This is a genomic window from Xanthomonas populi, assembly GCF_002940065.1.
GTDB lineage: Bacteria > Pseudomonadota > Gammaproteobacteria > Xanthomonadales > Xanthomonadaceae > Xanthomonas > Xanthomonas populi.
In genome coordinates this window covers 1-26,281 of record NZ_MDEJ01000014.1, presented here as the reverse complement: position 1 = coordinate 26,281, position 26,281 = coordinate 1, and the positions used below count along the sequence as shown (strand labels likewise).

Annotated in this window: 23 protein-coding genes and 4 pseudogenes; 20 read left to right on the top strand and 7 right to left on the bottom strand. The window is 64.1% G+C overall.

Features of this window, described 5'->3' with window-relative positions; all coding sequences use genetic code 11:
* Positions 1–452: 452 nt before the first annotated feature.
* Positions 453–2,840, bottom strand: a complete 2,388-nt coding sequence (locus tag XpopCFBP1817_RS03845) for a TonB-dependent receptor plug domain-containing protein (protein ID WP_128416069.1) — start codon at positions 2,838–2,840, stop codon at positions 453–455.
* 185 nt (positions 2,841–3,025) lie between these two features.
* Between XpopCFBP1817_RS03845 and XpopCFBP1817_RS03840 the strand changes: the two genes are divergently transcribed.
* Positions 3,026–4,885, top strand: a complete 1,860-nt coding sequence (locus XpopCFBP1817_RS03840) for an ABC-F family ATP-binding cassette domain-containing protein (protein WP_128416068.1) — start codon at positions 3,026–3,028, stop codon at positions 4,883–4,885.
* Positions 4,886–5,054: 169 nt separating this feature from the next.
* Here XpopCFBP1817_RS03840 and XpopCFBP1817_RS03835 read toward each other — a convergent pair whose 3' ends face one another.
* Entirely contained in the window at positions 5,055–6,299 is a 1,245-nt protein-coding gene (locus XpopCFBP1817_RS03835; RefSeq protein ID WP_128416067.1) for an MFS transporter, read from the bottom strand.
* Between the two features lie 34 nt (positions 6,300–6,333).
* Positions 6,334–6,612, bottom strand: a complete 279-nt coding sequence (locus XpopCFBP1817_RS03830) for a hypothetical protein (protein WP_128416066.1) — start codon at positions 6,610–6,612, stop codon at positions 6,334–6,336.
* 157 nt (positions 6,613–6,769) lie between these two features.
* On the opposite strand from XpopCFBP1817_RS03830, the gene XpopCFBP1817_RS03825 reads away from it, so the two are divergent.
* Together XpopCFBP1817_RS03825 and XpopCFBP1817_RS23880 are read left to right on the top strand one after the other, a co-directional pair.
* A complete protein-coding gene (locus tag XpopCFBP1817_RS03825; RefSeq protein ID WP_128416065.1) occupies positions 6,770–7,075 on the top strand; it encodes an FmdB family zinc ribbon protein in 306 nt (101 codons plus the stop codon).
* A gap of 101 nt (positions 7,076–7,176) precedes the next feature.
* Positions 7,177–7,781: pseudogene (locus XpopCFBP1817_RS23880) on the top strand (hypothetical protein).
* A gap of 206 nt (positions 7,782–7,987) precedes the next feature.
* Here the strand turns inward: XpopCFBP1817_RS23880 and XpopCFBP1817_RS03815 are convergent.
* A complete protein-coding gene (locus XpopCFBP1817_RS03815) occupies positions 7,988–8,773 on the bottom strand; it encodes a DUF3011 domain-containing protein (RefSeq protein ID WP_128416064.1) in 786 nt (261 codons plus the stop codon).
* 159 nt (positions 8,774–8,932) lie between these two features.
* Here XpopCFBP1817_RS03815 and aspS point away from each other — a divergent pair, with 159 nt between their 5' ends.
* The 16 genes from aspS (at position 8,933) to queE (ending at position 24,229) form a co-directional block, all read left to right on the top strand.
* Complete coding sequence (gene aspS / locus XpopCFBP1817_RS03810) at positions 8,933–10,699, top strand: aspartate--tRNA ligase (protein WP_128416063.1); 1,767 nt, start codon at positions 8,933–8,935, stop codon at positions 10,697–10,699.
* Between the two features lie 288 nt (positions 10,700–10,987).
* Positions 10,988–11,515 (top strand): GNAT family N-acetyltransferase, encoded by a 528-nt coding sequence (locus tag XpopCFBP1817_RS03805; RefSeq protein WP_128416062.1) that lies wholly within the window; start codon positions 10,988–10,990, stop codon positions 11,513–11,515.
* 63 nt (positions 11,516–11,578) lie between these two features.
* Positions 11,579–12,256, top strand: coding sequence for an esterase/lipase family protein (locus XpopCFBP1817_RS03800; RefSeq protein WP_128416061.1), 678 nt, complete (start codon positions 11,579–11,581; stop codon positions 12,254–12,256).
* 75 nt (positions 12,257–12,331) lie between these two features.
* Positions 12,332–13,057, top strand: coding sequence for a YebC/PmpR family DNA-binding transcriptional regulator (locus XpopCFBP1817_RS03795; RefSeq protein WP_128416060.1), 726 nt, complete (start codon positions 12,332–12,334; stop codon positions 13,055–13,057).
* Between the two features lie 132 nt (positions 13,058–13,189).
* A complete protein-coding gene (gene ruvC, locus XpopCFBP1817_RS03790) occupies positions 13,190–13,711 on the top strand; it encodes a crossover junction endodeoxyribonuclease RuvC (RefSeq protein WP_128416059.1) in 522 nt (173 codons plus the stop codon).
* A 157-nt stretch (positions 13,712–13,868) separates the two neighbouring features.
* Positions 13,869–14,453, top strand: a complete 585-nt coding sequence (ruvA, locus tag XpopCFBP1817_RS03785) for a Holliday junction branch migration protein RuvA (protein ID WP_128416058.1) — start codon at positions 13,869–13,871, stop codon at positions 14,451–14,453.
* 51 nt (positions 14,454–14,504) lie between these two features.
* Entirely contained in the window at positions 14,505–16,409 is a 1,905-nt protein-coding gene (locus XpopCFBP1817_RS03780) for a potassium transporter Kup (RefSeq protein ID WP_128416057.1), read from the top strand.
* 163 nt (positions 16,410–16,572) lie between these two features.
* Positions 16,573–17,610 (top strand): Holliday junction branch migration DNA helicase RuvB, encoded by a 1,038-nt coding sequence (gene ruvB, locus XpopCFBP1817_RS03775; protein WP_128416056.1) that lies wholly within the window; start codon positions 16,573–16,575, stop codon positions 17,608–17,610.
* The gene (gene ybgC, locus XpopCFBP1817_RS03770; RefSeq protein WP_128416055.1) at positions 17,600–18,031 is read left to right on the top strand and encodes a tol-pal system-associated acyl-CoA thioesterase; all 432 of its coding nucleotides are present in this window, start codon (positions 17,600–17,602) and stop codon (positions 18,029–18,031) included. The genes ruvB and ybgC overlap by 11 nt, the downstream gene beginning before the upstream one ends.
* A gap of 11 nt (positions 18,032–18,042) precedes the next feature.
* On the top strand, positions 18,043–18,822 hold the full coding sequence (tolQ, locus tag XpopCFBP1817_RS03765; protein ID WP_128416054.1) for a protein TolQ: 780 nt from the start codon (positions 18,043–18,045) through the stop codon (positions 18,820–18,822).
* A gap of 188 nt (positions 18,823–19,010) precedes the next feature.
* Entirely contained in the window at positions 19,011–19,460 is a 450-nt protein-coding gene (gene tolR / locus XpopCFBP1817_RS03760) for a protein TolR (protein ID WP_128416053.1), read from the top strand.
* Entirely contained in the window at positions 19,450–20,487 is a 1,038-nt protein-coding gene (gene tolA / locus XpopCFBP1817_RS03755; protein WP_128416052.1) for a cell envelope integrity protein TolA, read from the top strand. The genes tolR and tolA overlap by 11 nt, the downstream gene beginning before the upstream one ends.
* Positions 20,488–20,786: 299 nt before the next feature.
* Positions 20,787–22,106: a Tol-Pal system beta propeller repeat protein TolB gene (tolB, locus tag XpopCFBP1817_RS03750; protein ID WP_128416051.1), complete on the top strand. Its 1,320-nt coding sequence runs from the start codon at positions 20,787–20,789 to the stop codon at positions 22,104–22,106.
* Between the two features lie 57 nt (positions 22,107–22,163).
* Positions 22,164–22,682, top strand: a complete 519-nt coding sequence (gene pal, locus XpopCFBP1817_RS03745; RefSeq protein WP_128416050.1) for a peptidoglycan-associated lipoprotein Pal — start codon at positions 22,164–22,166, stop codon at positions 22,680–22,682.
* 6 nt (positions 22,683–22,688) lie between these two features.
* Entirely contained in the window at positions 22,689–23,501 is an 813-nt protein-coding gene (ybgF, locus tag XpopCFBP1817_RS03740; RefSeq protein WP_128416049.1) for a tol-pal system protein YbgF, read from the top strand.
* A 44-nt stretch (positions 23,502–23,545) separates the two neighbouring features.
* Positions 23,546–24,229 carry a 7-carboxy-7-deazaguanine synthase QueE gene (gene queE, locus XpopCFBP1817_RS03735; protein WP_128416048.1) on the top strand — a complete coding sequence of 228 codons (684 nt, stop codon included), beginning with the start codon at positions 23,546–23,548 and terminating at the stop codon, positions 24,227–24,229.
* Between the two features lie 55 nt (positions 24,230–24,284).
* On the opposite strand, the pseudogene XpopCFBP1817_RS03730 reads toward queE, so the two are convergent.
* Positions 24,285–25,018, bottom strand: a pseudogene (locus tag XpopCFBP1817_RS03730) (IS1595 family transposase); the annotation flags it as partial.
* Positions 25,019–25,162: 144 nt separating this feature from the next.
* A pseudogene (locus XpopCFBP1817_RS03725) lies at positions 25,163–25,623 on the bottom strand (hypothetical protein); the annotation flags it as partial.
* Between the two features lie 71 nt (positions 25,624–25,694).
* Between XpopCFBP1817_RS03725 and XpopCFBP1817_RS03720 the strand changes: the two are divergent.
* Positions 25,695–25,901, top strand: a pseudogene (locus XpopCFBP1817_RS03720) (transposase); the annotation flags it as partial.
* 160 nt (positions 25,902–26,061) lie between these two features.
* Here XpopCFBP1817_RS03720 and XpopCFBP1817_RS22035 read toward each other — a convergent pair.
* Positions 26,062–26,281: hypothetical protein (locus XpopCFBP1817_RS22035; protein ID WP_208619534.1), on the bottom strand; the 220-nt coding region annotated here is incomplete at its 5' end.

The following is a 26,281-nucleotide window of genomic DNA, read 5'->3' as shown; positions in this document are numbered from 1 at the left end:
GTTGCGGCAGCTGCGGTGCGTCCGCAACCTTTAACCACGCGTAACGATATGTCAAATTTTGGTTATGTTGCGCGTGCAACCGTCATGTACGACGCGATTTTGCCATCGTTGTCATCGTGCACCAAAGTGATGCGCTGCGTGCACCAGAGCTACTGTGGCAAGGCCTTGCTCGCACCATCTTGGACATCGATACCAGTTATGAGACTTGGGCATAAAAACGTGATCTACGCCGCATGGGTGCGGTATTGCGCAGCACGGCGGAGACCGCTGCGCGGGTGTCGCGCTCGGAATCACGCATGCGTGCGCGTGGTGACATGCATCACGTTGCTGCACATTGGCAGCAGCGTTGTTGCAATCGAGGCCAACGCGACACAGGCTGCCATGTCTTAAAACGCACACGTGCCCGGAGCGGCCGGGGCGTGGTCAAACGTAGAACGTTGCAGCCGCAGAACTTACCAGCGATAGTTGATACGGCCGTACACGTAGGCACCGTTGAAACCGAACGGCGACAGATTGCTGTATGGGAACTGCCCACTGGTGGAGTTGGCGAAGGTGTTCTCGTCCGGATACTCGTCCAGCAGATTGTCCGCGCCCAGCGTCAGCGTCCAGCGATCGACCTTGTAGCTGGCCGAGGCATCCACCACCCAGTTGGCATCGAAGGTCTGGTCGTTGACCGCTGCGGCCGGGCGGGTGCTGTACTTGCCATAGCGCGTTGCACCCAGCGCCAGCGTCCAGTGCTCCAGATTCCAGCTGCCATTGATCAGGAACTTGTCGCGCGGGAAGCCTTCTTCGATGCGACCACGTTCGGTGCGGTCGATGCGCTCCAGGCTCAGCCCATTGGCAGACAACGCGGCCGGGTTGTCAGCGACGCGGCGGATCTGGGTTTCCGAGTAGTTGTAGCCGGCGGTCAGGTCCACGCTGCTGGCGGCGAGCTGCCAGCGGTAGCTGCCGACCACGTCCACACCGCGTGTGCGCGTATCCACCGCATTGGTGAAGTAGCGCCCGCCGTTGATACCGAAGATGCCCTGCGACTCCAACAGGTTGCGCACGCCGGTGCCGGTGAGGTTGGACGAGAGCACGATGCGGTCGTCCACATCGATCTGGTACGCATCCACGGTGAGGTAGAGCGCATCGGTTGGCTGCGACACCAGGCCCAGGCTGTAGGACAGCGAGGTTTCTGCATCCAGCGGCTCGGCACCCAAGGCGCCCGCCACGCTGCTGTCGGCCGGGAAGGTGCGGATCTCGAACGGGGTCGGATTGCCGGCCAGGAAGGTGGTGCTGGTGGACTGGAAATACTGCTGCGCCAGCGACGGCGCACGGAAGCCCGACGACACCGTGCCACGCAGCGCGATCTTGTCGGTGAACGCATAGCGCCCCGACAACTTGCCCGAGGCCTGGCTGCCGAAATCGTCGTAGTCCTCGTAGCGGCCGGCCAGGCCGGCGGAGAACGTATCGGTGAAGTCGGCTTCCAGATCGGCATACAGGGCGTAGCTGTCACGCGAATACTGCCCCGACACGCTTGGCGCGAATCCGCCAAAGCCCTGCGCACCGCCGGCCAAGGTGCCGCTCTGGAAATACGAGCTCACTTCACCCGGCGACTGGTTCCACTTTTCGTTGCGGTATTCGGCACCGAAAGCCACCGTCACCGGATACGCAAGGCCCCAATCGAAGCCGCGCTTGACGTCCAGATTGACGATGTTCTGCGTGGTCTCCAGCGCGCCGTCGTAAAAGGAGGTCGGCGAGGTCGGCCCCAGGCTCACGTTGAGCGTGTTGCGGGTGTGGAAATCGATTTTGTTATAGCCGTAGTTGTAGCTGGCATCCCAGTCCCAACCGCTGGCCGTCGATCCACGCACGCCAGCCACCAGCGAGCGGTCCTTGGCGTAGGTCTGGATTTCCGGCAGAAAGCCCTGCGGATAGACCGACAGGATGTTCTGGGTGGTGCTGCCCGGCGCACGGAAGAACGCGAACGAGGTGATGTCGCGGTTGCTGGCAGTGGCGAACGCATAACCGGTGATACGGTCGCTGAAGGCGAATTCGGTATTGGCCGACACCGCCTGCGCGTTGACGTCGGGGTCGCCGATCTTGAACGCCTTCTGGCCGACGGCCGGCTGCGAAACGCTAGGTGTGCCGGCATAAGCGCGTGCACGGTTGGTGGGGTCCTGCTGATTGAGCTGCGCGGCCACATGCAGCCAGCCGCGATCGCCGCCATAAGCCACGCCAGTGTCGCCGTATAGCTCGTCATTGCTGCCGTCGCCGGCCGAATACTGGCCGAAACCGGCCTGCAGGCTGCCGCCCTTTTCAGCGCCCTTGAGCACGATGTTGATCACGCCGGCGATGGCATCGGAGCCGTATTGCGCCGAGGCGCCGTCGCGCAGCACTTCCACGCGCGCGATGGCGGCGACTGGAATGGTGTTCAGATCCACCGCTGCCGCGCCCCGACCGATCGTGCCGTTGAGATTGAGCAGCGATGAGGTGTGGCGGCGCTTGCCGTTGACCAGTACCAGCACCTGATCCGGCGACAAGCCACGCAGCTGGGCTGGGCGGATTGCGCTGGTGCCGTCGCTCAATGCAGGGCGCGGGAAGTTCAGCGAGGGCAGTGCGCGTGCCAGCGCGGTGGCCAGCTCCGAGGTGCCGGTGGCCTGCAACGACTCGGCGCTGATGATGTCGATCGGCGACTGCGATTCGGCCACGGTGCGGTCGGATACGCGAGTACCAGTGACGATGACCGTATCGAGCGTGTTGGCGGTGGCAGTCGCCGGTGCGGTGGTCTGGGCAAGGGCGGGGGGGGCGAGCAGCGCCGCAACGACGGCGGCTGCGAGCGTGGACAGCGGGGTATTCATGACAACTCCAAACAAGGGTCCAAGCAGGACCAACAAGACTGGGCAAAGCCTGGGCGCAAGAAAGCCGATCGCGAATGAAGGCAGCGGCCAGCCTGAAGGCGCTAATTATTCGTTAACGCTAGAATGGCGTCGCAGGAATGCTGCTCATCTGCTCATTCCTTTTCGTTCTATCGGACTGTCCATCAATGATTTCCCTGCGCAACTTCTCCATGCGACGCGGCGAGCGTCTGCTGTTGTCCAACGTCGACCTGACCATGCATGCCGGCTACCGCGTCGGTGTGGTGGGCCTTAATGGCACCGGCAAGTCGAGCCTGTTCGCTGCGGTAAAGGGCGAACTGGAAGCGGACAAGGGCGATGTCGACCTGCCCGGCAAGGTGCGCACCGCCAGCGTCTCGCAGGAAACCCCGTCGCTGCCCGATCCGTCGCTGTCGTTCGTGCTTGGTGGCGACATCGAGGTCTCGGCCATCCTGCAGGAAGAGGCGGCGGCCACCGCGCGCGAGGACTGGGAGGCGGTCGCCAACGCGCACCAGAAGATGGCCGAACTGGGTGCCTACGACGCCGAAGCGCGCGCGGGCAAGTTGCTGCACGGCCTGGGCTTCCCGGCCGACACCCACCACCGCGCAGTGTCCTCGTTCTCCGGTGGCTGGCGCGTGCGGTTGAATCTGGCACGCGCGCTGATGATGCCCAGCGACCTGCTGCTGCTGGACGAACCGACCAACCATCTGGATATGGACGCGGTGCTGTGGCTGGAGCAATGGCTGCTCAAGTACCCGGGCACCTTGCTGCTGATTTCGCATGACCGCGAGTTCCTCGACAACGTGGCCACGCATACGCTGCATCTGCACGGCGGCACCGCCAAGCTGTACGTCGGTGGCTATACCGATTTCGAACGCCAGCGCATCGAACACCTGCGCCAGCAGCAGATCGCGCACGACAAGGGCCAGGCCGAGCGCGCGCATCTGCAGAGCTTCATCGACCGCTTCAAGGCGCAGGCCAGCAAGGCCAGCCAGGCGCAGAGCCGTATGAAGCGGCTGGCCAAGATGGCCGGCACCGAGGCGGTGCGCGCCGAGCGCGAATTCCGTATCGAATTCGCCCAGCCGAATCGGCTGCCGTTTTCGCTGATCCGGCTGAATCATCTGGACGCCGGCTACGGCGCCGATTCGGTGATCCTGCACGATGTCGGCTTTGGATTGGAGGCGGGCGATCGCATCGGCCTGCTGGGTCCCAACGGTGCGGGTAAGACCACGCTGGTCAAGACCTTGGTGGGCGAATTGGCGCCGCTGGCTGGCGAGCGCAGTGCGCATCCGGATTTGCGTATCGGCTACTTCGCCCAGCACACGGTGGAGTCGTTGCAGGAAGGCCAATCGCCGATGGATCACTTCCGCGACCTATCGCCGGATGGCTCCAATCAGGCGTTCCGCGACTTCCTGGGCAAGTGGAACTTCGCTGGCGACCGCGCCTTCGAAGTGGTGGACGGTTTCTCCGGCGGCGAGCGCGCACGTCTGGCGCTGGCCTTGATCGCCTGGCAGCAGCCGAACGTGCTGTTGCTCGACGAACCCACCAACCACCTGGACCTGGAAATGCGCGAGGCGCTGGCCGAAGCGCTCAGCGATTTCGAAGGCGCCATCGTGATGGTCTCGCATGACCGCCATCTGATCGGCCTGGTCTGCGACAGCTTCTGGCGCGTGGCCGACGGCGTGGTCGAACCGTTCGCCGGCGATCTGGACGAATACGCCGCCTGGCTGCGCAGCCGCCCCGCCGCGCAGGGCACCAAGCAGAAGATGGCCGAGGTCGCCCCGACCCCGCCACCGCCGACCAAACCGCTACCGCCAAAGAAAGTCGTCAACCCGCACAAGCTGGTTAGCGCCGAAAAGCGCGTCGGCGAGCTGGAAGCGGCGTTGGCGGAACTGGACCGGCAACTGGCCAATCCGGCCAACTACCCCGACAGCGAGAAGATGGCCTTACTGGGCCGCGATCGCGAAGCGACTGGGCAGCAGTTGGCGGCTGCCGAGGCGGCGTGGATGGAGTTGATTGAGGGGGCGTAGGGCGGGCGCCTCGCTGCGCTTCGCGCCCGCACCCGACATCGACGTCCTTGCGGCGTGTCCTGCGATGCTGGGCAGGCAAGGGCCTGCAGCAAAGTCGCAGACCAGTAGTCGACTTGCAGTCAAACGGCAGATAAACCGCTCTGCAATAGACCCAAGCGAAGGCATTTTTTCAGCCGTTCTTAGTGTTTGGCGTTGCTTCGGTTTGCTGGGTTTCCGGTATCAATTCCAGCGCCGATGGCGTGGTGCGCAGCATCGGACGGAACGCGATGGGATGCGTGCGGCGGCGCGCAAAACGCAGCAGTCGCGCCAGGGTGAAGCCTGCCAGTGCCAGCAGCATCACCGCGAAATACACCGGAAGTGCCGCAGGCCCGAATTTCTGCATTGCGCCACCGGCCAAGGCTGGGCCGATCGCCGCGCCCACGCCATGCACCAGCAACAAACTGCTGCAGCCGGACAACAGATCTTCGCGCGGCAGGTAATCGAGCATATGCGCCACCGCAAACGGATACAGCGAGAACGCCAACCCGCCGTACACGAAGAACAGCACGAACAACATGGTGGTCTGCGCCTGCACCATCGGCACGGCGGCGGCAATCGCGATGCCGGCCGCCAGCACGCTCACCGTGACCAGCCCGATGCGTCGGTCATGCCCATCGCTGATGCGCCCGATCGGCCACTGCAACACCGCGCCGCCGATGATGGCGGTGAGCATGAACATCGCCACACCATCGGCATCCAGCCCGATGCGGTTGGCATACACCGGCAACAAGCCCCAGAACGCACCCATCGCCAAGCCCGACAAACCCGCGCCGATGGTCGCTACCGGCGCCAACGCGTACAGCGTTTTCAGGCGCAAGCGCGAGACGTGCGGCACCTCGGGCGGAATCAGTCGCGTACTCATCACCGGCATCACTGCCGCGCAGATCAGAATCGCCGTCAGCGTGAACATCGCCGGCGCACGCGCATCGCCGGCCGTGAGCAGGATCTGGCCCAGCGCCAGCGCGGAGAGATTGATCGCCATGTACACCGAAAACACCCGGCTGCGTCGGCGTGCATCCGGCTCGGCGTTGAGCCAGCTTTCGATCACCGTGTACAGGCCGACCAACGCTGCGCCGGTGACCAGCCGCAGCAATCCCCATCCCCAGGCGTTCAACCAGATCGGATGCAGCAGCACTGCAATAGCGGCCAAGGCTGCGTAAAAGGCGAATGCACGGATGTGCCCGATGCGGCGAATCAGCGATGGCGCAAAAAAGGTGCCGAGGAAGAAGCCGGCAAAATACCCGGACATGATCAGGCCCAGCGCACGCGCGTCGAAGCCGGCCTGACCACCGCGCACGGCAACCAACGTGCCGAGCAGCCCGCTGCCGGTCAGCAACAGGGCCACGCCCAGCAATAAGGCGGTCAGTCGCACCATGGATGCGGCTCTTGTGGGGGAAAAGGCGCGTCGATCACGTGTTCGAGTGTAGCAGGCCGGTGTGTGGCGGCTTGATCGAAACGGGTGTTGCTGCCTGATCCAAGCGGCTCGTCTCTAAGGCTCTCGACAGCACCTGGTCGTCGCCAGGTCGGCGCCAAGCGCCGGGTTTTTTGCGGGCTGCGTGACGCATTGTGTATTCCGCGCAGTCGCGCTGACCTGACGAGAAATCGTCACGTTTGCTGGAGACCTCGGCATGCGCGTTTGGCGTTCTCATGTCTTGCATCTGCAGATGCATAACCGCAACGTCGAACATCTATGGTTATCGTGCAGCCATGTCGAAGCGGACATTGATCGATGCCTGTCGCCCGCAACCAGCTCCCGCGTGCCTATCGCGCAGAAGGACGACTGCACGTACTTGCTCGCATCCGTCTAGAATCTGCGCCCCTGCATCGTCTTCAGCTGATTCTGCCATGCCCATCTACGGTTTCCAGTGCACCACCTGCGGCCACGCCTTCGACCGCTTGCAGAAGATGGCCGACCCCGACCCGCAAACCTGCCCGGCCTGCGCGGCGGCCACGATCAAGCGCCAGATCACCGCGCCGTCGTTCCGTCTGTCCGGTAGCGGCTGGTACGAGACCGACTTCAAGTCGGCGGGCGAGAAGAAGAAAAACCTCACCGACCGCAGCAGTGCAGGTGGCGATGCCAAGCCGGCCGCGGTCGCCGAGAGCAAGCCCGCTGCCAAGCCCGCGTCCAAACCAGCATCCGATCCGGCATGATCCACGGCCGCGCGCGCAGGCGGGAGGGCGGCGTGCCGCTGAGCGCAGCGAAGCAGGCTGCTCGCCATATTTCGTTGGCTATTCCAGTGCTGGCCTTGCTGATGCTGGTCGTCGCCGTGGGCGGATGCATCACTTGTTTCTACGTCCAGGTCCGCGACGTCGCCCACACCGATAAGCGCCGCGCCCGCCACCGCTCTCTGGCCGCGCTCGCCGCACACTGCGGCCAGGCCTTCGCAGGCCGCGTGATTCTCGATCTGCCCGTCTCTGCTACGCCAAACGCGTTCGCCGACAAACCGCTGGTGATGCATGTGCGCGGCTGCGATGCCCCGGCGCGCCAATCGCGGGTGCCCTTCCATGTGGGTGATGACCCTCGCGTACCTGAGTGCTGACGCGTATCGACACCGTCCTGCGCCTCAAGCACGATCATCGTCATGTCGACGGCAGCGCGGACGCATTAACGCAATACGGCGGCGATAACGTCACTGCCGACAGTGCGCATCGGCGGGCATTCCCGGTCGATGCCGAGTCCATCGCGCTATTAAAATGCCTCGGCTCGACCGCCTCACTGAGCAACACCTGGACGCTGGAAATTCAGCCAGGCCGCAGCGTCGTCTACGAATTGAGCCGTCCAGGCGGAAGGTTGTTCCGGGTCGCATTCGATCTCACCAAGCCGGTCGCATTGCCGCCCGCGCCCTGGGGAGGGTGAGCCGGTCGATTGGCTGAGCCGTCGGCATCGTCTGCGGTGCCAAGACGCGCGTATCCAGCCGGAGACCTGATCAGACAGATTCGCAGTCGCGCAATCTGCCGCCGGGAGCGCGTGTTATCCGCCAATCGATCGATGACAGGTTGAACGAGCAGGCCGATCCCGATCCAGGACCGGCCCACGCACGCGTTGCTTCAATGCGCAGCGCCTCAACGCGCCTCAAACCGCGCCCGGCAGCCATCGTTGACCCACACCGTCGCGCGGCGCTCGTCGTAGCCCCAGCTGCTGCCTTCCTCGCAGCGAGTGTCAGACAACTGGCGGGTCAGCACCGGGTGGCCGTAGCGGCCATCCCAGCCGCAGGTGCGCAGGCGGCGGTCGTCGCTGGCGCAGGTGATGGCGTAATCGTTACGTGGGCGGTCGTCGCGACTACCGTAGCCGCCGTCGCCACGGTCCCAACCGCTGCGGCCACGTGACTGCGCAAACTCGCCCCGGCAACCGTCGTCCACCCAGATCCGGCCACCGTCCTGGCGCCAGTTGCGGCCTTCCACGCAGGGCGTGTTGGAGAGCTGGCGCACCAGCGTGGCGCTGCGCCAGCCGGTGTCGCAGATCTTCTGGCGCTGGTCGTTGCTCTCGCAGCGCACCGTGCCGGCTACCCCGCCAGCGCTACCGCCGGGGCCGTTGTCCCCGCCCCAGCCGCCGCCGTTCCCGTTGCGGCCATCGACAAAGCGCGCGCGGCAGCCATTGTCCACCCACACGCGACCACGGTCGCTGCCCCAGTTGCGGCCTTCGATGCAGCGCGTGCCGGAGATGTTTTCGACCAGCACCGCGCGGCCGCGGAACGGCGTATCGCACGCGCGGCGACGGTTGTCGTTGCTGGAGCAGGTAATGCTGGGGCTGTTCCGGCCACGGTCCTGCGCGGCGGCAGGGGCACTGGTGAGCAGGCCGGTCAGGGAGGTCAGGCCGAGGCCGCAGAGCAGCAGGGCGGTGCGCAGCATCGTGTCGTCCTTTGGTGTGGAAGGGGCGTGGCGCCTATTCAGCCGGGCACTGACTTAAGCAACCGTGAGCGCCTGCGCATTTGCTCCTGCCGCCCGCCGGCCCCAGAATATCTGGCTCTCCGGCGCTGTCCTGTGTCGGGTTTTTCAGCGGAGCTTTCGATGCGTACCCACTTTTGCGGCCTGGTCGATGAGACCTTGATCGGCCAAACCGTCACTCTCGCCGGCTGGACCGACGTGGCCCGCAACCTGGGCGGCGTGTGCTTCATCGACCTGCGCGACCACGAAGGCATCGTGCAGGTGACGGTGGAACCGGTGGCCGGCGACGACGCCAGCGCCGAGCTGTTCAAGGTGGCCGCCAGCCTCGGCTACGAGGACGTGCTGCAGGTTGAAGGTGTGGTGCGTGCGCGGCACGCGGTCAACGACAAACTGCGCACCGGCAAGGTGGAAGTGATCGCCACGCGCATCATCATTCTCAATAAGGCCGCGCCGCTGCCGTTCCATGCGCACGAAAATCCGGGCGAAGAAACCCGATTGAAGTACCGCTATCTGGACCTGCGTCGTCCGGAAATGCAGCGCATGCAGCGCACCCGCATCAAGCTGGTGCAGGCGCTGCGCCGGCATCTGGATGCGCGCGATTTCCAGGACATCGAAACTCCTATCCTGACCAAGGCCACCCCGGAAGGCGCACGCGACTTCCTGGTGCCGGCGCGCATGCATCCGGGCGAGTTCTACGCCTTGCCGCAGAGCCCGCAGCTGTTCAAGCAGATCCTGATGGTGGCCGGCTTCGATCGCTACTACCAGATCGCGCGCTGCTTCCGCGACGAAGCGCTGCGCGCCGACCGCCAGCTGGAATTCACACAGCTCGACATGGAGTTCGCCTTCGTGCGCGAGCGCGACGTGCAGGATTTCGTCGAAGACATGATCCGCGTCATCTTCAAGGAGGTGGTCGATGTCGAACTGGCCGCGCAGTTCCCGCGCATGACCTGGGCCGAGGCGATGCGTCGCTTTGGTTCGGACAAGCCGGATCTGCGTATCGATCTGGAACTGGTCGACGTGGCCGAGCTGGTCAAATCCAGCGAATTCCCGGTATTCACCGCCGCCGCCAACGATGCCGACGGCCGCGTGGCCGCGTTGCGCATCCCCGGTGGCGCTGCGCTGTCGCGCAAGCAGATCGACGAATACGCCGCGCACGCCGCCAAGTACGGCGCCAAGGGCCTGGCGTACATCAAGCTCTCGGAGACCGGCGAAGTCAGCTCGCCGATCGCCAAGTTCTTCAGCGAAGAAGCGTTCGCTGCGTTGCTCAAACACGTCGGTGCCGACAATGGCGACATCGTGTTCTTCGGCGCCGGCGGCTACAACAAGGTGTCCGATTTCATGGGCGCACTACGCCTGAAGGCCGGCAAGGACTTCAAGCTGGTCGCCGATACCTGGTCGCCGCTGTGGGTGACCGACTTCCCGATGTTCGAATGGGACGAGCAGGTGCAGCGCTACGTGGCCCTGCATCACCCCTTCACCGCGCCGGCGGTGGACGACATCGCCGACCTGCGCGCCAACGCCCGCACGGCCGTGTCGCGGGGTTACGACATGGTGCTCAACGGTAACGAAATCGGCGGCGGCTCGATCCGTATCCACCGCCCGGACATGCAGAGCGCGGTGTTCGAGTTGCTCGGCATCGGCGCCGAAGAGGCGCGCGCCAAGTTCGGCTTCCTGCTGGATGCCTTGAACTACGGTGCACCGCCGCACGGCGGCATCGCCTTCGGCATCGACCGCATCGCCGCATTGATGGCCGGTACCGACTCCATCCGCGACGTGATCCCGTTCCCCAAGACCACCGGCGCACAGGATCTGATGACCGACGCCCCGTCGCCGATCGCCGCCGAGCAGCTGGCCGAAGTGCACGTGCAGGTGCGGCTGAAGCAGGTCTGATCGCTGCGCACGGCCATGCGCGAAGCATGGCCGTGCGCAGCGATCAACCACCTGCGACGCGTCAACCGCGTCAACCAACAGCGCTGTCGTCAGATCGCTGCGGCCGGTGCGGGAATCATGAATCCCCATCGTCAGTTCCGTGCGTGTCAGCCGGATCGTTTGAGGGATGGCTGTTGCCGCGTTTAGCCGCCACCAGCGACGGCGGCAAGATGCATCGCGTCGCCCCCGCTTGCGGTAGCGCCGCCGCATGCGAGAAGCTGCCACGTCCACCCGGCACGAGACGCCCGCATGACCCGCATCCGCCGCGCCACACCGGACGATGCCGAAGCGTTATCGCTGCTGGCTGCGCAAACCTTTACCGAAACCTTCGGGCATCTGTACCCGCAGCAGGACCTGCACGGTTTTGTGCAAGAAACCTACGCGGTCGAGCGCGGGCGCATCGTGCTGGCGCATCCGGACTATGCGATCTGGCTGCTGGAGATGGACAACCTGCTGGTCGGCCACGCCGCCGCCGGGCCATGCGGGCTACCGCACGAAGACGTGCGGCCAGGCGATGGAGAGCTCAAGCGGCTGTATCTGCTGAAGGTTTACCAGAACAGCGGCTGGGGTAGCCGGCTGTTCGAAACCACGCTGGAATGGCTGGAGCGCAACGGCCCACGCACGCTGTGGATCGGTGTGTGGTCGGAGAATTTCGGCGCGCAACGTTTCTACGCCCGCTACGGCTTCGAAAAAGTTGGCGAGTACGAATTCCCGGTCGGCCGCATCCTTGATCGCGAGCACATCCTGCGCCGCAAGCCGATTGCCGTGGAGGACTGAGGGTATGCAGGCGCCGTCTGCACCCGCCCGACGATTGCGCGCAACGTCTGGGCAAGCGCGCTGATGCCCAGCCCTTCCTCGGCATTTCCAGGTGTAGCCAGGCACGCCAAGCGCACTGCGCCGACCACCGCAACCGCCGATGTGCTGCTGGTGCACGGCATCTGGAATACCGCGCACTGGCTGCTGCCGCTTGCACGTCGACTGCGTGCCCACGGTCTGGCACCTGCACTGTTCGGCTACGCCAGCGTGCTGGGCGGTCCCGCGCATGCGGTGCCGCGGCTGATCGAACGCCTGCAGGCGACCGGCGCGCAGCTGTTGGTCTGTCACAGCCTGGGCGGGCTGATGGCGTTGCAGGCCCTGCGCGCTGCGCCCGAGTTGCCGGTGCGCCGCGTGGTCTGCCTGGGCTCGCCGTTATGCGGCAGCGCCGCCGCGCGCGGCCTGGCCCAACGTGGCGGGCGGTGGGCGTTGGGGCGCAGCGCGGGCTTGCTGCAGCAAGGGTTCGTGCAATGGGAGGGCGAAGCCGAGATCGGTCAGGTCGCCGGCAATGTCGCGCGCGGGGTCGGTCGATTGCTGGCGCCGCTGGACGGCGGCTCGGACGGCACCGTCGCACTGGCCGAAACCCGCCTGCCCGGGCTGCGCGACCATTGCGTGGTACCGGCAAGCCATAGCGGTCTGTTGCGTTCGCCCGAGGCCGCGCAGCAGGCGTTGAGCTTGCTGCGTAGCGGCCAATTCCGCCACTGAACGCCGCCGCCCCGGTGTGGGCGAGCAATCAGGTAAAATCCGCGCCCTGTCATCCAAGCCAGTCTGGAACCACCCATGGGTAGAGGCCCCTCGATCGAAGGCCGCAAGAACGCCTCCGACGCCAAACGCGGCAAGATGTTCACCAAGATTATCCGCGAGATCAGCGTGGCCGCACGCGGCGGCGGCGATCCGGCCAACAATCCGCGCCTGCGCGTGGCCGTGGACAAGGGCCTGTCGGCGAACATGTCCAAGGACGTGATCGAACGCGCCATCAAGAAGGCCACCGGCGAACTGGAAGGCGTGGAGTACGAAGAAGTGCGCTACGAGGGCTACGCCCCCGGCGGCGTGGCGGTGATCGTGGACTGCCTCACCGACAACCGCGTGCGCGCGGTGGCCGACGTGCGCCATGCCTTCAGCAAGTGCGGCGGCAACATGGGCACCGACGGCTCGGTGGCCTTCATGTTCAAGCGCCTGGGCGTGCTCAGCTTTGCCGCCGGCACCGACGAAGACACCCTCACCGACGCGGCGATCGAAGCCGGCGCCGACGACGTGGTGGTGTACCAGGAAGACGGCGCCATCGACGTACTGACCGCCCCGGACGCCTTCGCCCAGGTCAAGCAGGCACTCGCCGTCGCCGGCCTGGAGCCGGCGCATGCACAAATCACCTTCCGCGCCGAAAACGACATCGCTGTAGACGGCGACACCGCCGTGCAGGTGCGCAAGCTGCTGGACATGCTCGAGGACCTGGACGATGTGCAGGACGTGTATTCGAACGTCGATCAAGCGGCGCTTGGCGCGTAAGCGCCGGGAATCGGTAATGGAGAATCGGGAATCGAAAAACCGGCATCTGGCATGGCCCAGCATCTCCGGGCACGCCAGTAGGCTGCTTTTTTACCCATTTCCGATTCCCAACTCCCGATTCCCGGCCGCTCAATGACCCGCATCCTGGGCATCGACCCCGGCTCCCAGCGCACCGGGGTCGGCATCATCGACATCGACGAGATCGGTCGCACCCGGCATGTCTATCACGCGCCGCTGGTGTTGCTGGGCGAGGGCGACTTCGCGCAGCGGCTCAAGCGCTTGCTGCACGGGCTGGGCGAGGTGATCGAAACCTACCGGCCGCAGGAAGTGGCGATCGAAAAGGTGTTCATGGGCAAAAGTGCCGACTCGGCGCTCAAGCTCGGTCACGCACGCGGCGCGGCGATTTGCGCGGTGGTGCTACGCGACCTGCCGCTACACGAGTACGCTGCCACCGAGATCAAGCTGGCGCTGGTCGGCAAGGGCGGGGCGGATAAGGTGCAGGTCCAGCACATGGTCGGCATCATGCTCAACCTGAAAGGCAAGTTGCAGCCCGACGCCGCCGACGCACTGGCCGTCGCCATTACCCACGCCCACGTGCGCGCCACCGCGCAGCGCCTGGGCGTCAATACCCAACAGGCCTGGAGCCGCAAATGACGATGATGATGGGAAGCGGCGGGTACGCCGGGACCGGGTATTTCGGGACCGGGGACCGGGGACCGGGGAACCGGAGTGCGTTTGCCGGTAAATCCGCCGTCGCAATATTTGCTTTCCCGGGTCCCCGGTCCCCGGTCCCCGGTCCCGGTGTTTCACCGTGATCGGCCGCCTGCGCGGAATCCTGGCCTACAAGCAGCCGCCGTGGCTGGTGATCGATGTGGGCGGGGTGGGATATGAGCTGGAGGCGCCGATGAGCACCTTCTACGACCTGCCCGATGTCGGTCGCGACGTGATTTTGTTCACCCAGTACGCGCAGAAGGAAGACAGCGTGTCGCTGTACGGGTTTCTGCGCGAAGGCGAGCGAAGGCTGTTCCGCGACGTGCAGAAGGTCACCGGCATCGGCGCCAAGATTGCACTGGCGGTGCTGTCCGGGGTCACCGTGGACGAGTTCGCCCGCCTGATCACCAGCGGCGACATCACCGCACTGACGCGTATCCCCGGCATCGGCAAGAAGACCGCCGAGCGCATGGTGGTGGAGCTGCGCGACCGCGCCGCCGACTTCAGCAGTGGCGCACCGATCACCGGCCAGCTCGGCCCGGATGCGGTGTCCGAAGCCACGGTGGCATTGCAGCAACTGGGTTACAAGCCGGCCGAGGCCGCACGCATGGCACGCGAAGCCGGGGCAGAAGGCGACGAAGTCGCTACAGTCATTCGCAAGGCACTCCAGGCCGCGCTGCGTTGACCGTTACCGTACCTCTCTCTTCACGCCCCGCGGCGCTAACCTGATTCCCACATGGCTTCCACCCAAACTCCGTCCAGCTCCAGCCATTCGCATGGCAAAACCGGTCTGCCGCTTATGCTGGGTGCCATCGGCGTCGTGTTCGGCGACATCGGTACCAGCCCGCTGTACACCCTCAAGGAGGCGTTCTCGCCACACTATGGGTTGACTCCCGATCACGACACCGTGCTCGGCATTCTGTCGTTGGTGTTCTGGGCGTTGATGACGGTGGTTACGCTCAAGTACGTCGCCATCATCATGCGCGCGGACAACGACGGCGAAGGCGGCATCATGGCGCTGACCGCGCTGGCGCAGAACGCGTTACCTACGGGATCGCGCTCTGTGTACGTGGTTGGGTTACTCGGCATCTTCGGCGCCTCGCTGTTTTTCGGCGATGGTGTGATCACCCCTGCGATCTCGGTGCTCTCGGCGGTGGAGGGGCTGGAGGTCGCCGCGCCGCAGTTGCACAACTTCATCGTGCCGATCACGGTGGCTGTGATCGTGGCGCTGTTTCTGGCGCAACGCTTCGGTACAGAAAAAGTCGGCAAGGCGTTCGGCCCGATCACCTTGTTGTGGTTTCTGGTCTTGGGTGCAATCGGCGTCTACAACCTGGCGCAGGCGCCAGAAGTGCTGCATGCGCTGAATCCGTGGTGGGGCGTGCGCTTTTTCGCAGAACACAACTGGCATGCGGTATTCGTGCTTGGTGCGGTCGTGCTCTCGGTCACCGGTGGAGAGGCGCTGTATGCGGACATGGGGCATTTCGGAGCCAAGGCGATCCGCTATTCGTGGAATTTCCTGGTGCTGCCGATGCTGACCCTGACCTATCTGGGCCAGGGTGCGCTGGTCTTGCGCGATCCCGCAGCGGTTCGCAACCCGTTCTACGAAGCGGTGCCCGACTGGGGCCTGTATCCGATGATCGTGCTGTCGACTGCAGCGACTGTGATCGCCTCGCAGGCATTGATCACCGGTGCCTATTCGGTAACCAGCCAGGCGATGCAGCTCGGCTACATCCCGCGCATGCATGTCCGGCACACATCGCACTCCACGATCGGGCAGATCTATGTGCCTGCGATCAACTGGATCCTCCTGGCGCTGGTGATCGTCGCGGTGCTGGGCTTCGGCAATTCCGCCTCGCTGGCGACGGCCTATGGCGTCTCTGTGACCGGCACCATGCTCATCACCACGGTGCTGATGATCATCTACGCGCGTGCCAATCCACGTGTGCCGCGCCCATTGCTGTGGGCGCTGGCGGCGGTATTCCTGGTGGTGGATTGCGCCTTCCTTTACGCCAATATCATCAAGTTCATGGACGGCGCCTGGTTCCCGCTGCTGCTCGGGCTGATCCTGTTCACTCTGATGCGCACGTGGCGGCGCGGCCGCAAGCTCCTGCAGAGCGAGATCCGCAAGGACGGCATCGGGCTGGACAGCTTCCTGCCCGGATTGATGCTGGCGCCACCGGTGCGGGTGCCCGGCACGGCGATCTTCCTGACCGCCGACCCGATGGTGGTGCCGCACGCGTTGATGCACAACCTCAAACATAACAAGGTGCTGCACGAGCGCAATGTATTCCTCACTGTGGGAACACTGCCCGTGCCGTATGCCACTGCCGGGCAGCGGCTGAAGATGGATGCCATCGCTGACGAGTTTTATCGCGTCTACGTGCGCTTCGGCTTTATGGAAACGCCCGATGTGCCGCTGGCATTGATGCGTTCCTGTGACCAGGGCGGCATCTATTTCGACCCGATGGACACGACCTTCTTCGCCAGCCGCGAGACCATCGTGGCCAGCGCCAACCGCGGCATGCCGATCTGGCGCGACAAGCTGTTCGCGCTGATGCATCGCAACGCCGCCCCGGCCACAGGATTCTTCCGCATCCCTGGTAACCGGTTGGTGGAGCTTGGCGCGCAGGTGGAGATTTAAATGCCGGGACTCGTGACCGGGGACCGGAGGCCCGTTAAAAGCGTGCTGCAGTCTTCTACAATTAACAGATCATGATCTCTTCCCTGTTCTCTGTTGACCTGCCTGCGATCGGACGCAATGCGTTTCCCAGGTCCCCGGTCCCCGGTCCCCGGTCCCGCCACTGATGGACCGCATCATCGCCAGCAGTGCCACCCGGGAAGACGACGCCGTCGATGCGAGCATCCGTCCCAAGCGATTGGCCGATTATCTCGGCCAGCAGCCAGTGCGCGAGCAGATGGATATCTACATTCAGGCTGCCAAGGCGCGCGGCGAGGCGATGGATCATGTACTGATCTTCGGCCCGCCCGGGTTGGGCAAGACCACGCTCAGTCACGTCATCGCCAACGAGCTCGGGGTGAGCCTGCGCTCGACCTCCGGCCCGGTGATCGAAAAAGCCGGCGACCTGGCCGCGCTACTGACCAACCTGCAGCCGCACGATGTGTTGTTCATCGACGAGATCCATCGTCTCTCGCCAGTGGTCGAAGAAGTGCTGTATCCGGCGATGGAAGATTTCCAGATCGACATCATGATCGGCGACGGCCCGGCCGCGCGCTCTATCAAGATCGATCTGCCGCCGTTTACCTTGATCGGCGCCACCACCCGTGCCGGCCTGCTGACCGCGCCCTTGCGCGACCGCTTCGGCATCGTGCAGAGGCTGGAGTTCTATTCGCCGGAGGAGCTGACCCGGATCGTGATTCGCTCGGCCGCGATCCTGGGCATCGACTGCACGCCCGATGGCGCCGCCGAGATCGCACGCCGCGCGCGCGGCACCCCGCGTATCGCCAATCGGCTGCTGCGGCGGGTGCGCGACTTCGCCCAGGTCAAGGCGTCTGGGCATATCGATCTGCCGGTGGCGCAGGCCGCAATGCAGATGCTCAAGGTCGGCCCGGAAGGCTTCGACGAGCTCGACCGCCGCATGCTGAGAGTGATCGTCGATCACTTCGACGGCGGTCCGGTCGGCGTCGAATCGCTGGCCGCCTCGCTGTCGGAAGAACGCGGCACGCTGGAAGACGTGATTGAGCCCTATCTGATCCAGCAGGGCTTTCTGATCCGCACCGCGCGTGGGCGCATGGCCACCAACAAGGCCTATCGTCATCTCGGGCTCAGGCCCAAGGCCGCGCCGGCACCGGACCTGTTCGTGGAGGACGAGGATGTCGGTTGATGCCCGATTCAGTTGGCCGACACGCGTGTATTGGGAAGATACCGACGCCGGTGGGGTGGTCTACCACGCGCGCTACGTCGCCTTCATGGAACGGGCACGTACGGAATGGATGCGCGCACTCGGTTATGGGCAGGAACGCATGCGCCAGCAGCACAATCTGGTGTTCGCGGTCCGCTCGATGCAACTGGATTTCCGCAAGCCGGCCCGGCTCGACGACGCGCTGTCGGTGTCTGCGGTCTTGCGCAGATGCAAACGTGCCAGCCTGCTGTTCGCCCAGTCGGTGCGTCGCGAGGGCGAAGTGCTGCTGACCGCGCAGGTGCGCATTGCCGCGCTCGGTGCCAGCGACTTTCGCCCGCGCGGGATGGACGATGCGCTACACGACGTGTTGAAAGCTTTAGAAACCACAGAATCAGAAGACTGAGGAACAAACGGATGTCGATTGCATTGCTCCTGGCCCTGCAGGACACGGTAGTGGAAGCGCTACCGCAGGACGTTGCCGCCGCTGCGGCACAGACCGCCAGCGTGGCGCACAACAGCAGCATCAACTATGTCGAGCTGATCCTGCGGGCGAGCATCCCGGTCAAGATCATCGTGTTGCTGCTGCTGATCGGCTCGTTCATCAGCTGGGTGATCATTTTCCGCAAGGCGCGCGCCTTCAAGCAGGCCAACCGCGAGGCGGACGAATTCGAAAACCGCTTCTGGTCCGGTGCCGATCTGGCCAAGCTCTATGCCTCGGCCACCGATCGCAACCGCACTGTCGGCGGCCTGGAGTCGATGTTCGAAAGCGGCTTCCGCGAATTTTCGCGCCTGCGCGATCGTCGTCGCCTGGATGGGCGGGTGCAGCTGGAAGGCGCACAGCGCGCCATGCGCACCGCCTTCACCCGCGAAGTCGACCAGCTCGAGCGCAATCTCGAACTGCTGGCCAACATCGGTTCCACCGCGCCGTACGTCGGCCTGGTCGGCACCGTGTTCGGCATCATGGTGACCATGCACGACATGGTCAGCAGCGGCGAGCAAGCAGGTATCGCTGCAGTGGCACCGGGTATCTCCGAAGCCTTGTTCGCCACTGCCATCGGCCTGTTCGTGGCGATTCCCGCTGTGTGGGCCTACAACCGCTTCACCACCCGCGTGGAACGGCTGTCGGTGCGCTACGAAACCTTCGCCGACGAGTTCAGCTCGATCCTGCAGCGACAGGCTGGCGCGGACGAGTGATGCGAGTTCCTCGCAACAGCCGGCTTGGATGCGATTCCCTCGCAGAAGCCCGCGCATCCGTGTGCAGGGACTGGATGGGCGAGTTCCTCGCAACACTCCGCACTCGTATGTGCGAGGGACTGGATGTGCGAGTCCCTCGCAAGATCCCGCACATCCATGTGCGTGGGATTAAATAGGAACGTTTCGCGATGATTTCCAGTATTTCCCGCCGTAAGAAGCGCAAGCTCAAATCCGACATCAACGTTGTGCCGTACATCGACGTGATGTTGGTGCTGTTGATCATCTTCATGGTGACCGCACCGCTGTTGACCCTGAGCACCGACGTCAACCTGCCTAGCTCGCGCGCCAAGGCGTTGGAGAGCAAGCAGGACCCGATCGTGGTGGTGGTCGCCGCCGACGGCCAGCTCGCATTGCAGTTGCCCAAGGGCAAGCCGCAGGCGATGGACGGGGCCGCGCTGCAGGCGCAGCTGGCCGCCATCGTGGCGCAGGACAAAGAGGCACGCGTGGTGGTGGCCGGCGATCGCGCCGCGCCGTATCAAAAGATCATGGATGCCATCGACGTGCTCAAGCAGGCCAAGGTCGAAAAATTCGGCCTGATTTCCGACTCCGGCGGTGCTGCAGGCCGCGATGCACGCTGACGCACTCCCCACACAGACCGCGCGCGAGGATGGCTGGTTTCGACCGGTCGCCTTGGCCCTGGTCGTGCACGTCCTGGTCGCGTTGGTGTTCATCGCCGGCTGGCTGTGGTCGCCCGAGCGGTCGGTCGAGCCGGCCGCGGGCGATCCCAGCATGGAAGCCTCGCTGGACGTGTCCGCAGCCGAAGCACGCGTTGCGCGCCAGGCCTTGAAGGCCACGCCGGTTGCTGCCACGCCGCCGCCCGCAGCGTTGCCCGATCCCGCACCCGAAGACAGCGTGCCGCCGCCGCAGCCGATTCCCGAACCGCGTCCGCAGGATGCGCCTACGCCGCAGCAAGCGCAGGCGCAGGATCGCGTGGCCCAGCCGGACAAGATCGATCAGGACCGCGTCGATGCCCTGGCGCTGTCGGCGGAAAAGGCCAAGCAGGAACAGGAAGCCAAGCGTCGCCAGGAACAGATCGACCTCACCGAGCGCAAACGCCAGGAAGAGGCCGAGCAGAAGTTGCGCCTGGCCAAGCAGCAGGAAGAGGAGGACGCCAAGAAGAAGCAGGCTTCCGCCCAGCAGGTAGCAGACGCCGAGCGCGAAAAGAAGATCGCCGATATCCGCCGCCAGCGCGCCGAGGCCGACAAGCAAGCCGCGCTGGCCGAACAGAAGCTGCGCCAGGTTGCCGCCGCGCGTGCGCAACAGGCCTCTTCGGCTGCCGCTGCTACCGCCCAGCCGACTGCAGGGCAGGGCGGCACCAACACCGATCTGTCGGCCAAGTACGCCGCTGCCATCCAGCAAAAGGTCCTGGGGCAGTGGGTGCGCCCGCCGTCGGTTCCGCCAGGCCAGAAGTGCACCATCAATATCCGCCAGTTGCCAGGCGGGCAGGTGATGGAAGCAAAGGTCGCGCCTGGCTGCCCCTACGACGAGGCAGGTCAACGCTCGATCGAGGCCGCAGTGTTGAGCGCGCAGCCGCTGCCGTATCGCGGCTACGAATCGGTATTCCAGCGCAATCTGACCTTTGTATTCACTGCGCAGGATCAGTAACGGTCTGTCTGGACGACCGGTCGGTGCCGACGGCGCGGCAGCTTGGTAGCGCCGCACCTTGGTTAGATTCGACAGGTGTCATTTGCGGAGGTGTCATTTGCGGATTGCGCGCGCTGTGGTGCTGATCAGTCTGACGATTGATCCGCAAAGCAGGCGCACCGCGCCAGCCGCGTCACAGCGGTGCCGTGCTGCTTCCGGCCACTCGCTCCACTTTCACGCTGTCCCGTTCACGATTGCGAGTATGTTCACTCGCTGATTGGTATCTCTTGCACACTTTTCCTGCCCGATCCGAGCAATCCATGAAAAAACCGCTGCGTTGGTTAGCTGCCCTGACCGCCCTGTTGCTTCCGCTGAGTGCCCTCGCGCAGCAGCAGGGGCTCACTATCGATATCGTCGGCGGTAGCGCTTCGGCCACGCCGATCGCTGTTATTCCGATGGCATACCAGGGCTCCGGCACCGCGCCGCAGACCGATGTGGCGGCCGTTGTCGGCGCCGATCTGGATCGCTCCGGCCAGTTCCGCACCTTGCCGGCCGCGCAGATCGTCGAAAAGCCAACCCGCGGCACCGAGGTGCAGTTCCAGAGCTGGCGCACGCTCAAGCAGAACTACATCGTGGTCGGCCGGGTCATGGATGCGGGCGAAGGCGCTTACCGCGTCGAGTACGAATTGTTCGACGTGGCCAAGGGCGAGCGCCTGCTTGGCCTGGCGATGACCGCACGCGCCAATGCGATGCGCGATGTCTCGCATCAGATGGCCGATGCGATCTACGAAAAGATCACCGGCGTGCGTGGCGCGTTCTGGACCCGCATCGCCTATGTGACTGCCAGCGGCAGTGGTGGTGCGATGCGTTTTGCGCTGATGGTGGCCGATTCGGATGGCTACAACCCACAGACCATCGTGCGTTCGGCCGAGCCGTTGCTATCGCCTAACTGGAGCCCGGACGGCAAGAAGCTGGCCTATGTGAGCTTCGAGCGCGGCAATTCCTCGATCTATCTGCAGGACATCTCCACCGGCGCACGTGAACTGGTTTCGAGTTTCCGCGGCATCAATGGTGCGCCTTCTTTCTCGCCCGATGGCCGTCGTCTTGCGCTGGCGCTGTCGCGCAGCGGCAACCCGGAGATCTACGTGATGGATCTGGGCAGCAAGCAGCTGACCCAGCTCACCAACCACTTCGGCATCGACACCGAGCCGACATGGGCACCGGATGGAGGCAGCATCTACTTCACCTCCGATCGCGGCGGTCGCCCGCAGATCTATCAGGTTTCGGCAAGCGGCGGCAGCGCCAATCGCGTGACCTTCCAGGGCAACTACAACGCCACCGCCAGCGTCTCGTTCGACGGCAAAAAGGTCGCCGTGGCGCAGGGCAGCGGCAATACCTACCGTATCGCCATGATGGATCGCAGCCTGGGTTCGCCCAGCTGGAGCACAATTTCGCCGGGTTCGCTGGACGAATCGCCGAGCTTTGCGCCCAACGCCAGCATGATTTTGTACGCCGCTCGCGAGGGTGGCCGAGGTGTGCTGTATGCCGTCTCTTCCGACGCTCGGGTCCGCCAGCGTCTGGTCCTGGCTAATGGTGATGTAAGAGAACCCGCATGGGGGCCTTACCGAACCGCGCATTAATGTTAATATTTCGCTGCGTTAAACCCCATTGGCCCAGGAGCCACCATTAGGTATCCCATGAACAAGTCCACCCGCGTCTTGCTTGTCTCCCTGCTGTCCGTTGCCGTGCTGGCTGGTTGTTCGAAGAAGGTGAAGGAAACTCCGCCTGATCCGACCGACACCACCACCAGTTCCTCCGTTCCCACCGGCCCGGCGACCTCAGGCCTGTACGGCCCGGGCGACCTGGATACCGATGCCTGCCTGCGCCAGCGCGTTGTCTACTTCGATCTGGATCAGGACTCCCTGAAGCCGGAATTCCAGGCCATCATCGCTTGCCACGCCAAGTACCTGCGTGACCGTCCTTCCTCGCGCATCACCCTGCAGGGTAATGCCGACGAGCGCGGCTCGCGTGAGTACAACATGGGTCTGGGTGAGCGTCGCGGCAATGCCGTGTCGTCGTCTCTGCAGGCTGCTGGCGGGTCCGCCAGCCAGCTGACTGTCGTCAGCTACGGTGAAGAGCGTCCGGTTTGCACCGAAACCAGCGAAAGCTGCTGGTCGCAGAACCGTCGCGTCGAAATCGTGTACACGGCTCAGTAAGAAGCGATGCGCTTTCGAGTGACATCTCTGTTCGTCGCGGTGGCCCTTGTGGTCGCCGCGCCGGCTTACGCGCAGCGTGCCAGTCTCGCTGATCGTGTTGCCGTTCTCGAGCAGCAGCAGGCCAACAGTCAGGTCAACAACGATCTTCTCAATCAGCTACAGCAGGCGCGTTCTGACCTGCAGGGATTGCGAGCGACGGTGGAACAGCTGCAGCACGACAACGAACAACTCAAACAACAGTCCAAGGACCAGTATCTGGATCTGGACGGACGTCTGAATCGGTTGGAAGGTGCCGGTGGCGCAACAGTGCCACCGGCCACCGGCAGCGTCACCCCAGCCCCGGCTCCGGCCGCGCGGCCTGCAGCGGCGGCAACTTCCGAGAAGCCGCCCAGTGTGCACGGCGACCCAGGCACGCTGTCCGTCAGCAACGAAGAACGTACTGCCTACAACGTGGCGTTCGATGCGTTGAAGAACGGCAAGTACGACGATGCGTCGCAGCTGTTTTTGAGCTTTTTGGAGCTTTATCCAAATGGCGTCTACACCCCCAATGCGCTGTATTGGCTCGGCGAAAGCTATTACGCCACCCGAAATTTCCCGCTGGCCGAGGCGCAGTTTCGCGATCTCGTCGGCCGCTATCCCACGCATGACAAGGCCTCTGGCGGCTTGTTGAAGCTCGGCCTGTCGCAGTATGGCGAAGGCAAGAACGACGAAGCCCAGCAGACCTTGCAACAGGTTGCATCGCAGTATCCCGGTTCCGACGCGGCGCGCGTCGCTCAGGAACGCCTGCAGTCCATCCGTCTCGGCCAGCAACTGCGCTGAGCCGTGTCGCGTCGTTGCCTTCGGGCGCGGTGCATACTTTGCCTATGAACGTCGCCGCCGTCCCCAGCGTGATCGTCCAATCGCCATTGCCGCGATTGAAGGTCACCGAAATCTTTTTGTCGTTGCAAGGCGAAGCCGACGCCGCCGGCTGGCCGACCGTATTCGTGCGCCTGACCGGCTGCCCGCTGCGCTGCCACTACTGCGATACCGCCTATGCCTTCCATGGTGGCGAATGGAACGACATCAATGCGATCGTTGCCGAGGTGGCAAGCCATGGCGTGCGCCACGTCTGCGTGACCGGCGGCGAGCCGCTGGCGCAGAAGCGCTGTCTGGTGCTGCTGCAGAAACTGTGCGACGCCGGCTTTGATGTCTCGCTGGAGACATCCGGCGCGTTGGACGTCTCCGCAGTCGATCCGCGCGTCTCGCGTGTGGTCGACATCAAGACGCCTGCGTCCGGCGAAGAGCAGCGCAACCGTTGGGACAACGTGCCGCTGCTCACCGCGCGCGACCAGATCAAGTTCGTGATCTGCAGCCGCACCGATTACGAATGGTCACGCGAGCTGGTCGCTGCACATGCGCTGGACCGTCGCTGCACGGTGTGGTTTTCGCCCAGTAAAAGCGAAGTCACGCCACGGCAGCTGGCAGACTGGATCGTTGCCGATCGTCTGCCAGTGCGCTTCCAGATGCAATTGCACAAGTTGCTGTGGAACGACGAACCAGGGCGCTGACGCCTGATTAGGCCAAGCACTGATTGCCAAGACGGAACCTGATTAGCCCTGACTCTCAGCCGTGAAAATTGCGCGCTGCACGCAAAATCGGCTCTGGACATGGTGTGGATTGCATCATGGCCGTAGCAAGTCGTGGCAGCATGTCGCGCAAGCGGAATCGACGATTAAAACGATAGGCCGCTTCTCCCAGGTAACGCCTCGCGTATTTGCCTTGCGCGATGGCGTGATACACGCCGCTGATGGCGCGCTTGAGGTTGCCCAGCACCACGTGACCCAACGTGCACCGGTCGCTTCGGTCGCGGCACGCCTGCCACCGGTATCGAGCGTGGTGTGCGCGTGGCCGGCGTCCTCCAGGCGACGGAAGCAGGCCAGCCCATCGGGGTAGAACTCACATTCGGGCGCCAGGCGACGGGCAATCCAGTCGTGCAGCGAGGTGTTGTCGAAGCTGCGCACCGGCGCGATCACCACGAAGCTCGGCGCGGTGAAGGCGGTCTCGGTCTGCACCGCCATCAGGAACGCTTGTTTGTTCTCCGATCCGCGTCCGGCCTTGCCACCATGACGCTCGCCGCCGAGATAGGCATCGTCGATCTGCACGAAACCCACCAGTTTCCGCGTGGTTTCGCGCTCGGTCATGACCTGCATGATCTTGTGCTTCATCCGCCAGGCGCGCTTGTAGTTGATCCCCAGATGACGCATCAGCTCCCGTGCGGCCATGTTGGTTTTGGTCGAGGTCAACAGGTGCAACGCCAGCATCCAGGTGCGCAGCGGCAGTTTGGTGCCTTGGAACATCTCCTGCGACTGGCGGCTGAAGGTCAGGGCTAATCAGGAAACGGAATCGTCTGAGGTTCTACGTCGCGATTTTGTTCAACTCTTCGACCGCATCAGCCGGAAGTTTCAGCTCGGCTGTAAATAGTCGCCCCTGAAAAATCCCCTTCAAGCATCAAGCGCCGTCGGTGACAGCCGCACGGCGCTAAAGGATGGCCATCCCATCGCGCGCATCCAGGCACGCAAAAACGCGATCCAGCGCAGCAGCCAACGCAGGGTGTAGCCGGCCGCGCAGCCGAGCACGTGCAGAGCGCATCGCCTTGTGCACCTGTCAGCCTGCAGCGAGGCAACCTGCCGTCGTCTTCCCGATGTCCGATCACCGGCTCCACCGCCTGCCGTCGCTTGATCCAGCGCCAGTGCCGTCGCGTCAGCGTCCTGGCCTTGCCGCGATGCAGGACCTGCACGCCATCGACCTCGCGCTCGCGATAGCCCAGGTCCACGATCGCCACAGTCGGTTCTACGCTCACATCCTGCAGCCCAGGCGTCTGCTCCAGCTGCTCGGCCAAGGTGTCGCCGCCGTACGGGGTGCCCAGGAAGCTGCGCGCACCCACGACCAATCCCTTGCAGGCACGATGTCCCCTCGATTTTTTGAGTAGCGCCCCAGTTTGGAGTCCAATTCCCTACCCCGAAGAGATTGGACGTGAAGAAGCGTTTTTCCGAAGAACGGATCATTGGCTTCCTGCGTGAGGCCGAAGCGGGCGTGGCGATCAAGGACCTATGCCGGCGCCATGGCTTCAGCGAGGCCTCCTACTACCTGTGGCGCAGCAAGTTCGGCGGGATGAGCGTGCCTGATGCCAAACGGCTCAAAGACCTTGAGGCCGAGAACGCGCGGCTGAAGAAAGAGTTGCGCCGGATCGTTGGGCTCTGGCTTATGAACAATGCTTGCCGACCAAACACCCCCGCTGCTTGGCGTCGATGGTTAGAAGTTCGAACCGCAGGTTCTAAAATAATCCCAGACGACTTGCTTCAAAGGCGCTTCGCTGCCAAGGCAGTGAAGCGCCGAACTATTAGCCTATTTTCAAGAAAATGAAACCGCAAGCGACTGCAACTGCCAGAAGGCTTAGACCAAAATAGCGCCAAGCGTTACGGATGGTAGCTTGGCCAATGCTGGAAAAAAAGATCTCGGCAGTTTGCAAAATGGCCTCAAGCACCTGAGGTTTCCCCACGTTTTCCCGAGATAGATCAGCTGGTTGCACCCGGATCGTGTAGAAACAAGTGCGCGCATGG

Bases quoted from the DNA above. Each gene is read 5' to 3' on its own strand.
- XpopCFBP1817_RS03845 (WP_128416069.1), bottom strand. From the start codon at position 2,840: ATGAATACCCCGCTGTCCACGCTCGCAGCCGCCGTCGTTGCGGCGCTG.
- XpopCFBP1817_RS03840 (WP_128416068.1), top strand. From the start codon at position 3,026: ATGATTTCCCTGCGCAACTTCTCCATGCGACGCGGCGAGCGTCTGCTG.
- XpopCFBP1817_RS03835 (WP_128416067.1), bottom strand. From the start codon at position 6,299: ATGGTGCGACTGACCGCCTTATTGCTGGGCGTGGCCCTGTTGCTGACC.
- XpopCFBP1817_RS03830 (WP_128416066.1), bottom strand. From the start codon at position 6,612: ATGTTCGACGTTGCGGTTATGCATCTGCAGATGCAAGACATGAGAACG.
- XpopCFBP1817_RS03825 (WP_128416065.1), top strand. From the start codon at position 6,770: ATGCCCATCTACGGTTTCCAGTGCACCACCTGCGGCCACGCCTTCGAC.
- XpopCFBP1817_RS03815 (WP_128416064.1), bottom strand. From the start codon at position 8,773: ATGCTGCGCACCGCCCTGCTGCTCTGCGGCCTCGGCCTGACCTCCCTG.
- aspS (WP_128416063.1), top strand. From the start codon at position 8,933: ATGCGTACCCACTTTTGCGGCCTGGTCGATGAGACCTTGATCGGCCAA.
- XpopCFBP1817_RS03805 (WP_128416062.1), top strand. From the start codon at position 10,988: ATGACCCGCATCCGCCGCGCCACACCGGACGATGCCGAAGCGTTATCG.
- XpopCFBP1817_RS03800 (WP_128416061.1), top strand. From the start codon at position 11,579: ATGCCCAGCCCTTCCTCGGCATTTCCAGGTGTAGCCAGGCACGCCAAG.
- XpopCFBP1817_RS03795 (WP_128416060.1), top strand. From the start codon at position 12,332: ATGGGTAGAGGCCCCTCGATCGAAGGCCGCAAGAACGCCTCCGACGCC.
- ruvC (WP_128416059.1), top strand. From the start codon at position 13,190: ATGACCCGCATCCTGGGCATCGACCCCGGCTCCCAGCGCACCGGGGTC.
- XpopCFBP1817_RS03780 (WP_128416057.1), top strand. From the start codon at position 14,505: ATGGCTTCCACCCAAACTCCGTCCAGCTCCAGCCATTCGCATGGCAAA.
- ruvB (WP_128416056.1), top strand. From the start codon at position 16,573: ATGGACCGCATCATCGCCAGCAGTGCCACCCGGGAAGACGACGCCGTC.
- ybgC (WP_128416055.1), top strand. From the start codon at position 17,600: ATGTCGGTTGATGCCCGATTCAGTTGGCCGACACGCGTGTATTGGGAA.
- tolQ (WP_128416054.1), top strand. From the start codon at position 18,043: ATGTCGATTGCATTGCTCCTGGCCCTGCAGGACACGGTAGTGGAAGCG.
- tolR (WP_128416053.1), top strand. From the start codon at position 19,011: ATGATTTCCAGTATTTCCCGCCGTAAGAAGCGCAAGCTCAAATCCGAC.
- tolA (WP_128416052.1), top strand. From the start codon at position 19,450: ATGCACGCTGACGCACTCCCCACACAGACCGCGCGCGAGGATGGCTGG.
- tolB (WP_128416051.1), top strand. From the start codon at position 20,787: ATGAAAAAACCGCTGCGTTGGTTAGCTGCCCTGACCGCCCTGTTGCTT.
- pal (WP_128416050.1), top strand. From the start codon at position 22,164: ATGAACAAGTCCACCCGCGTCTTGCTTGTCTCCCTGCTGTCCGTTGCC.
- ybgF (WP_128416049.1), top strand. From the start codon at position 22,689: ATGCGCTTTCGAGTGACATCTCTGTTCGTCGCGGTGGCCCTTGTGGTC.
- queE (WP_128416048.1), top strand. From the start codon at position 23,546: ATGAACGTCGCCGCCGTCCCCAGCGTGATCGTCCAATCGCCATTGCCG.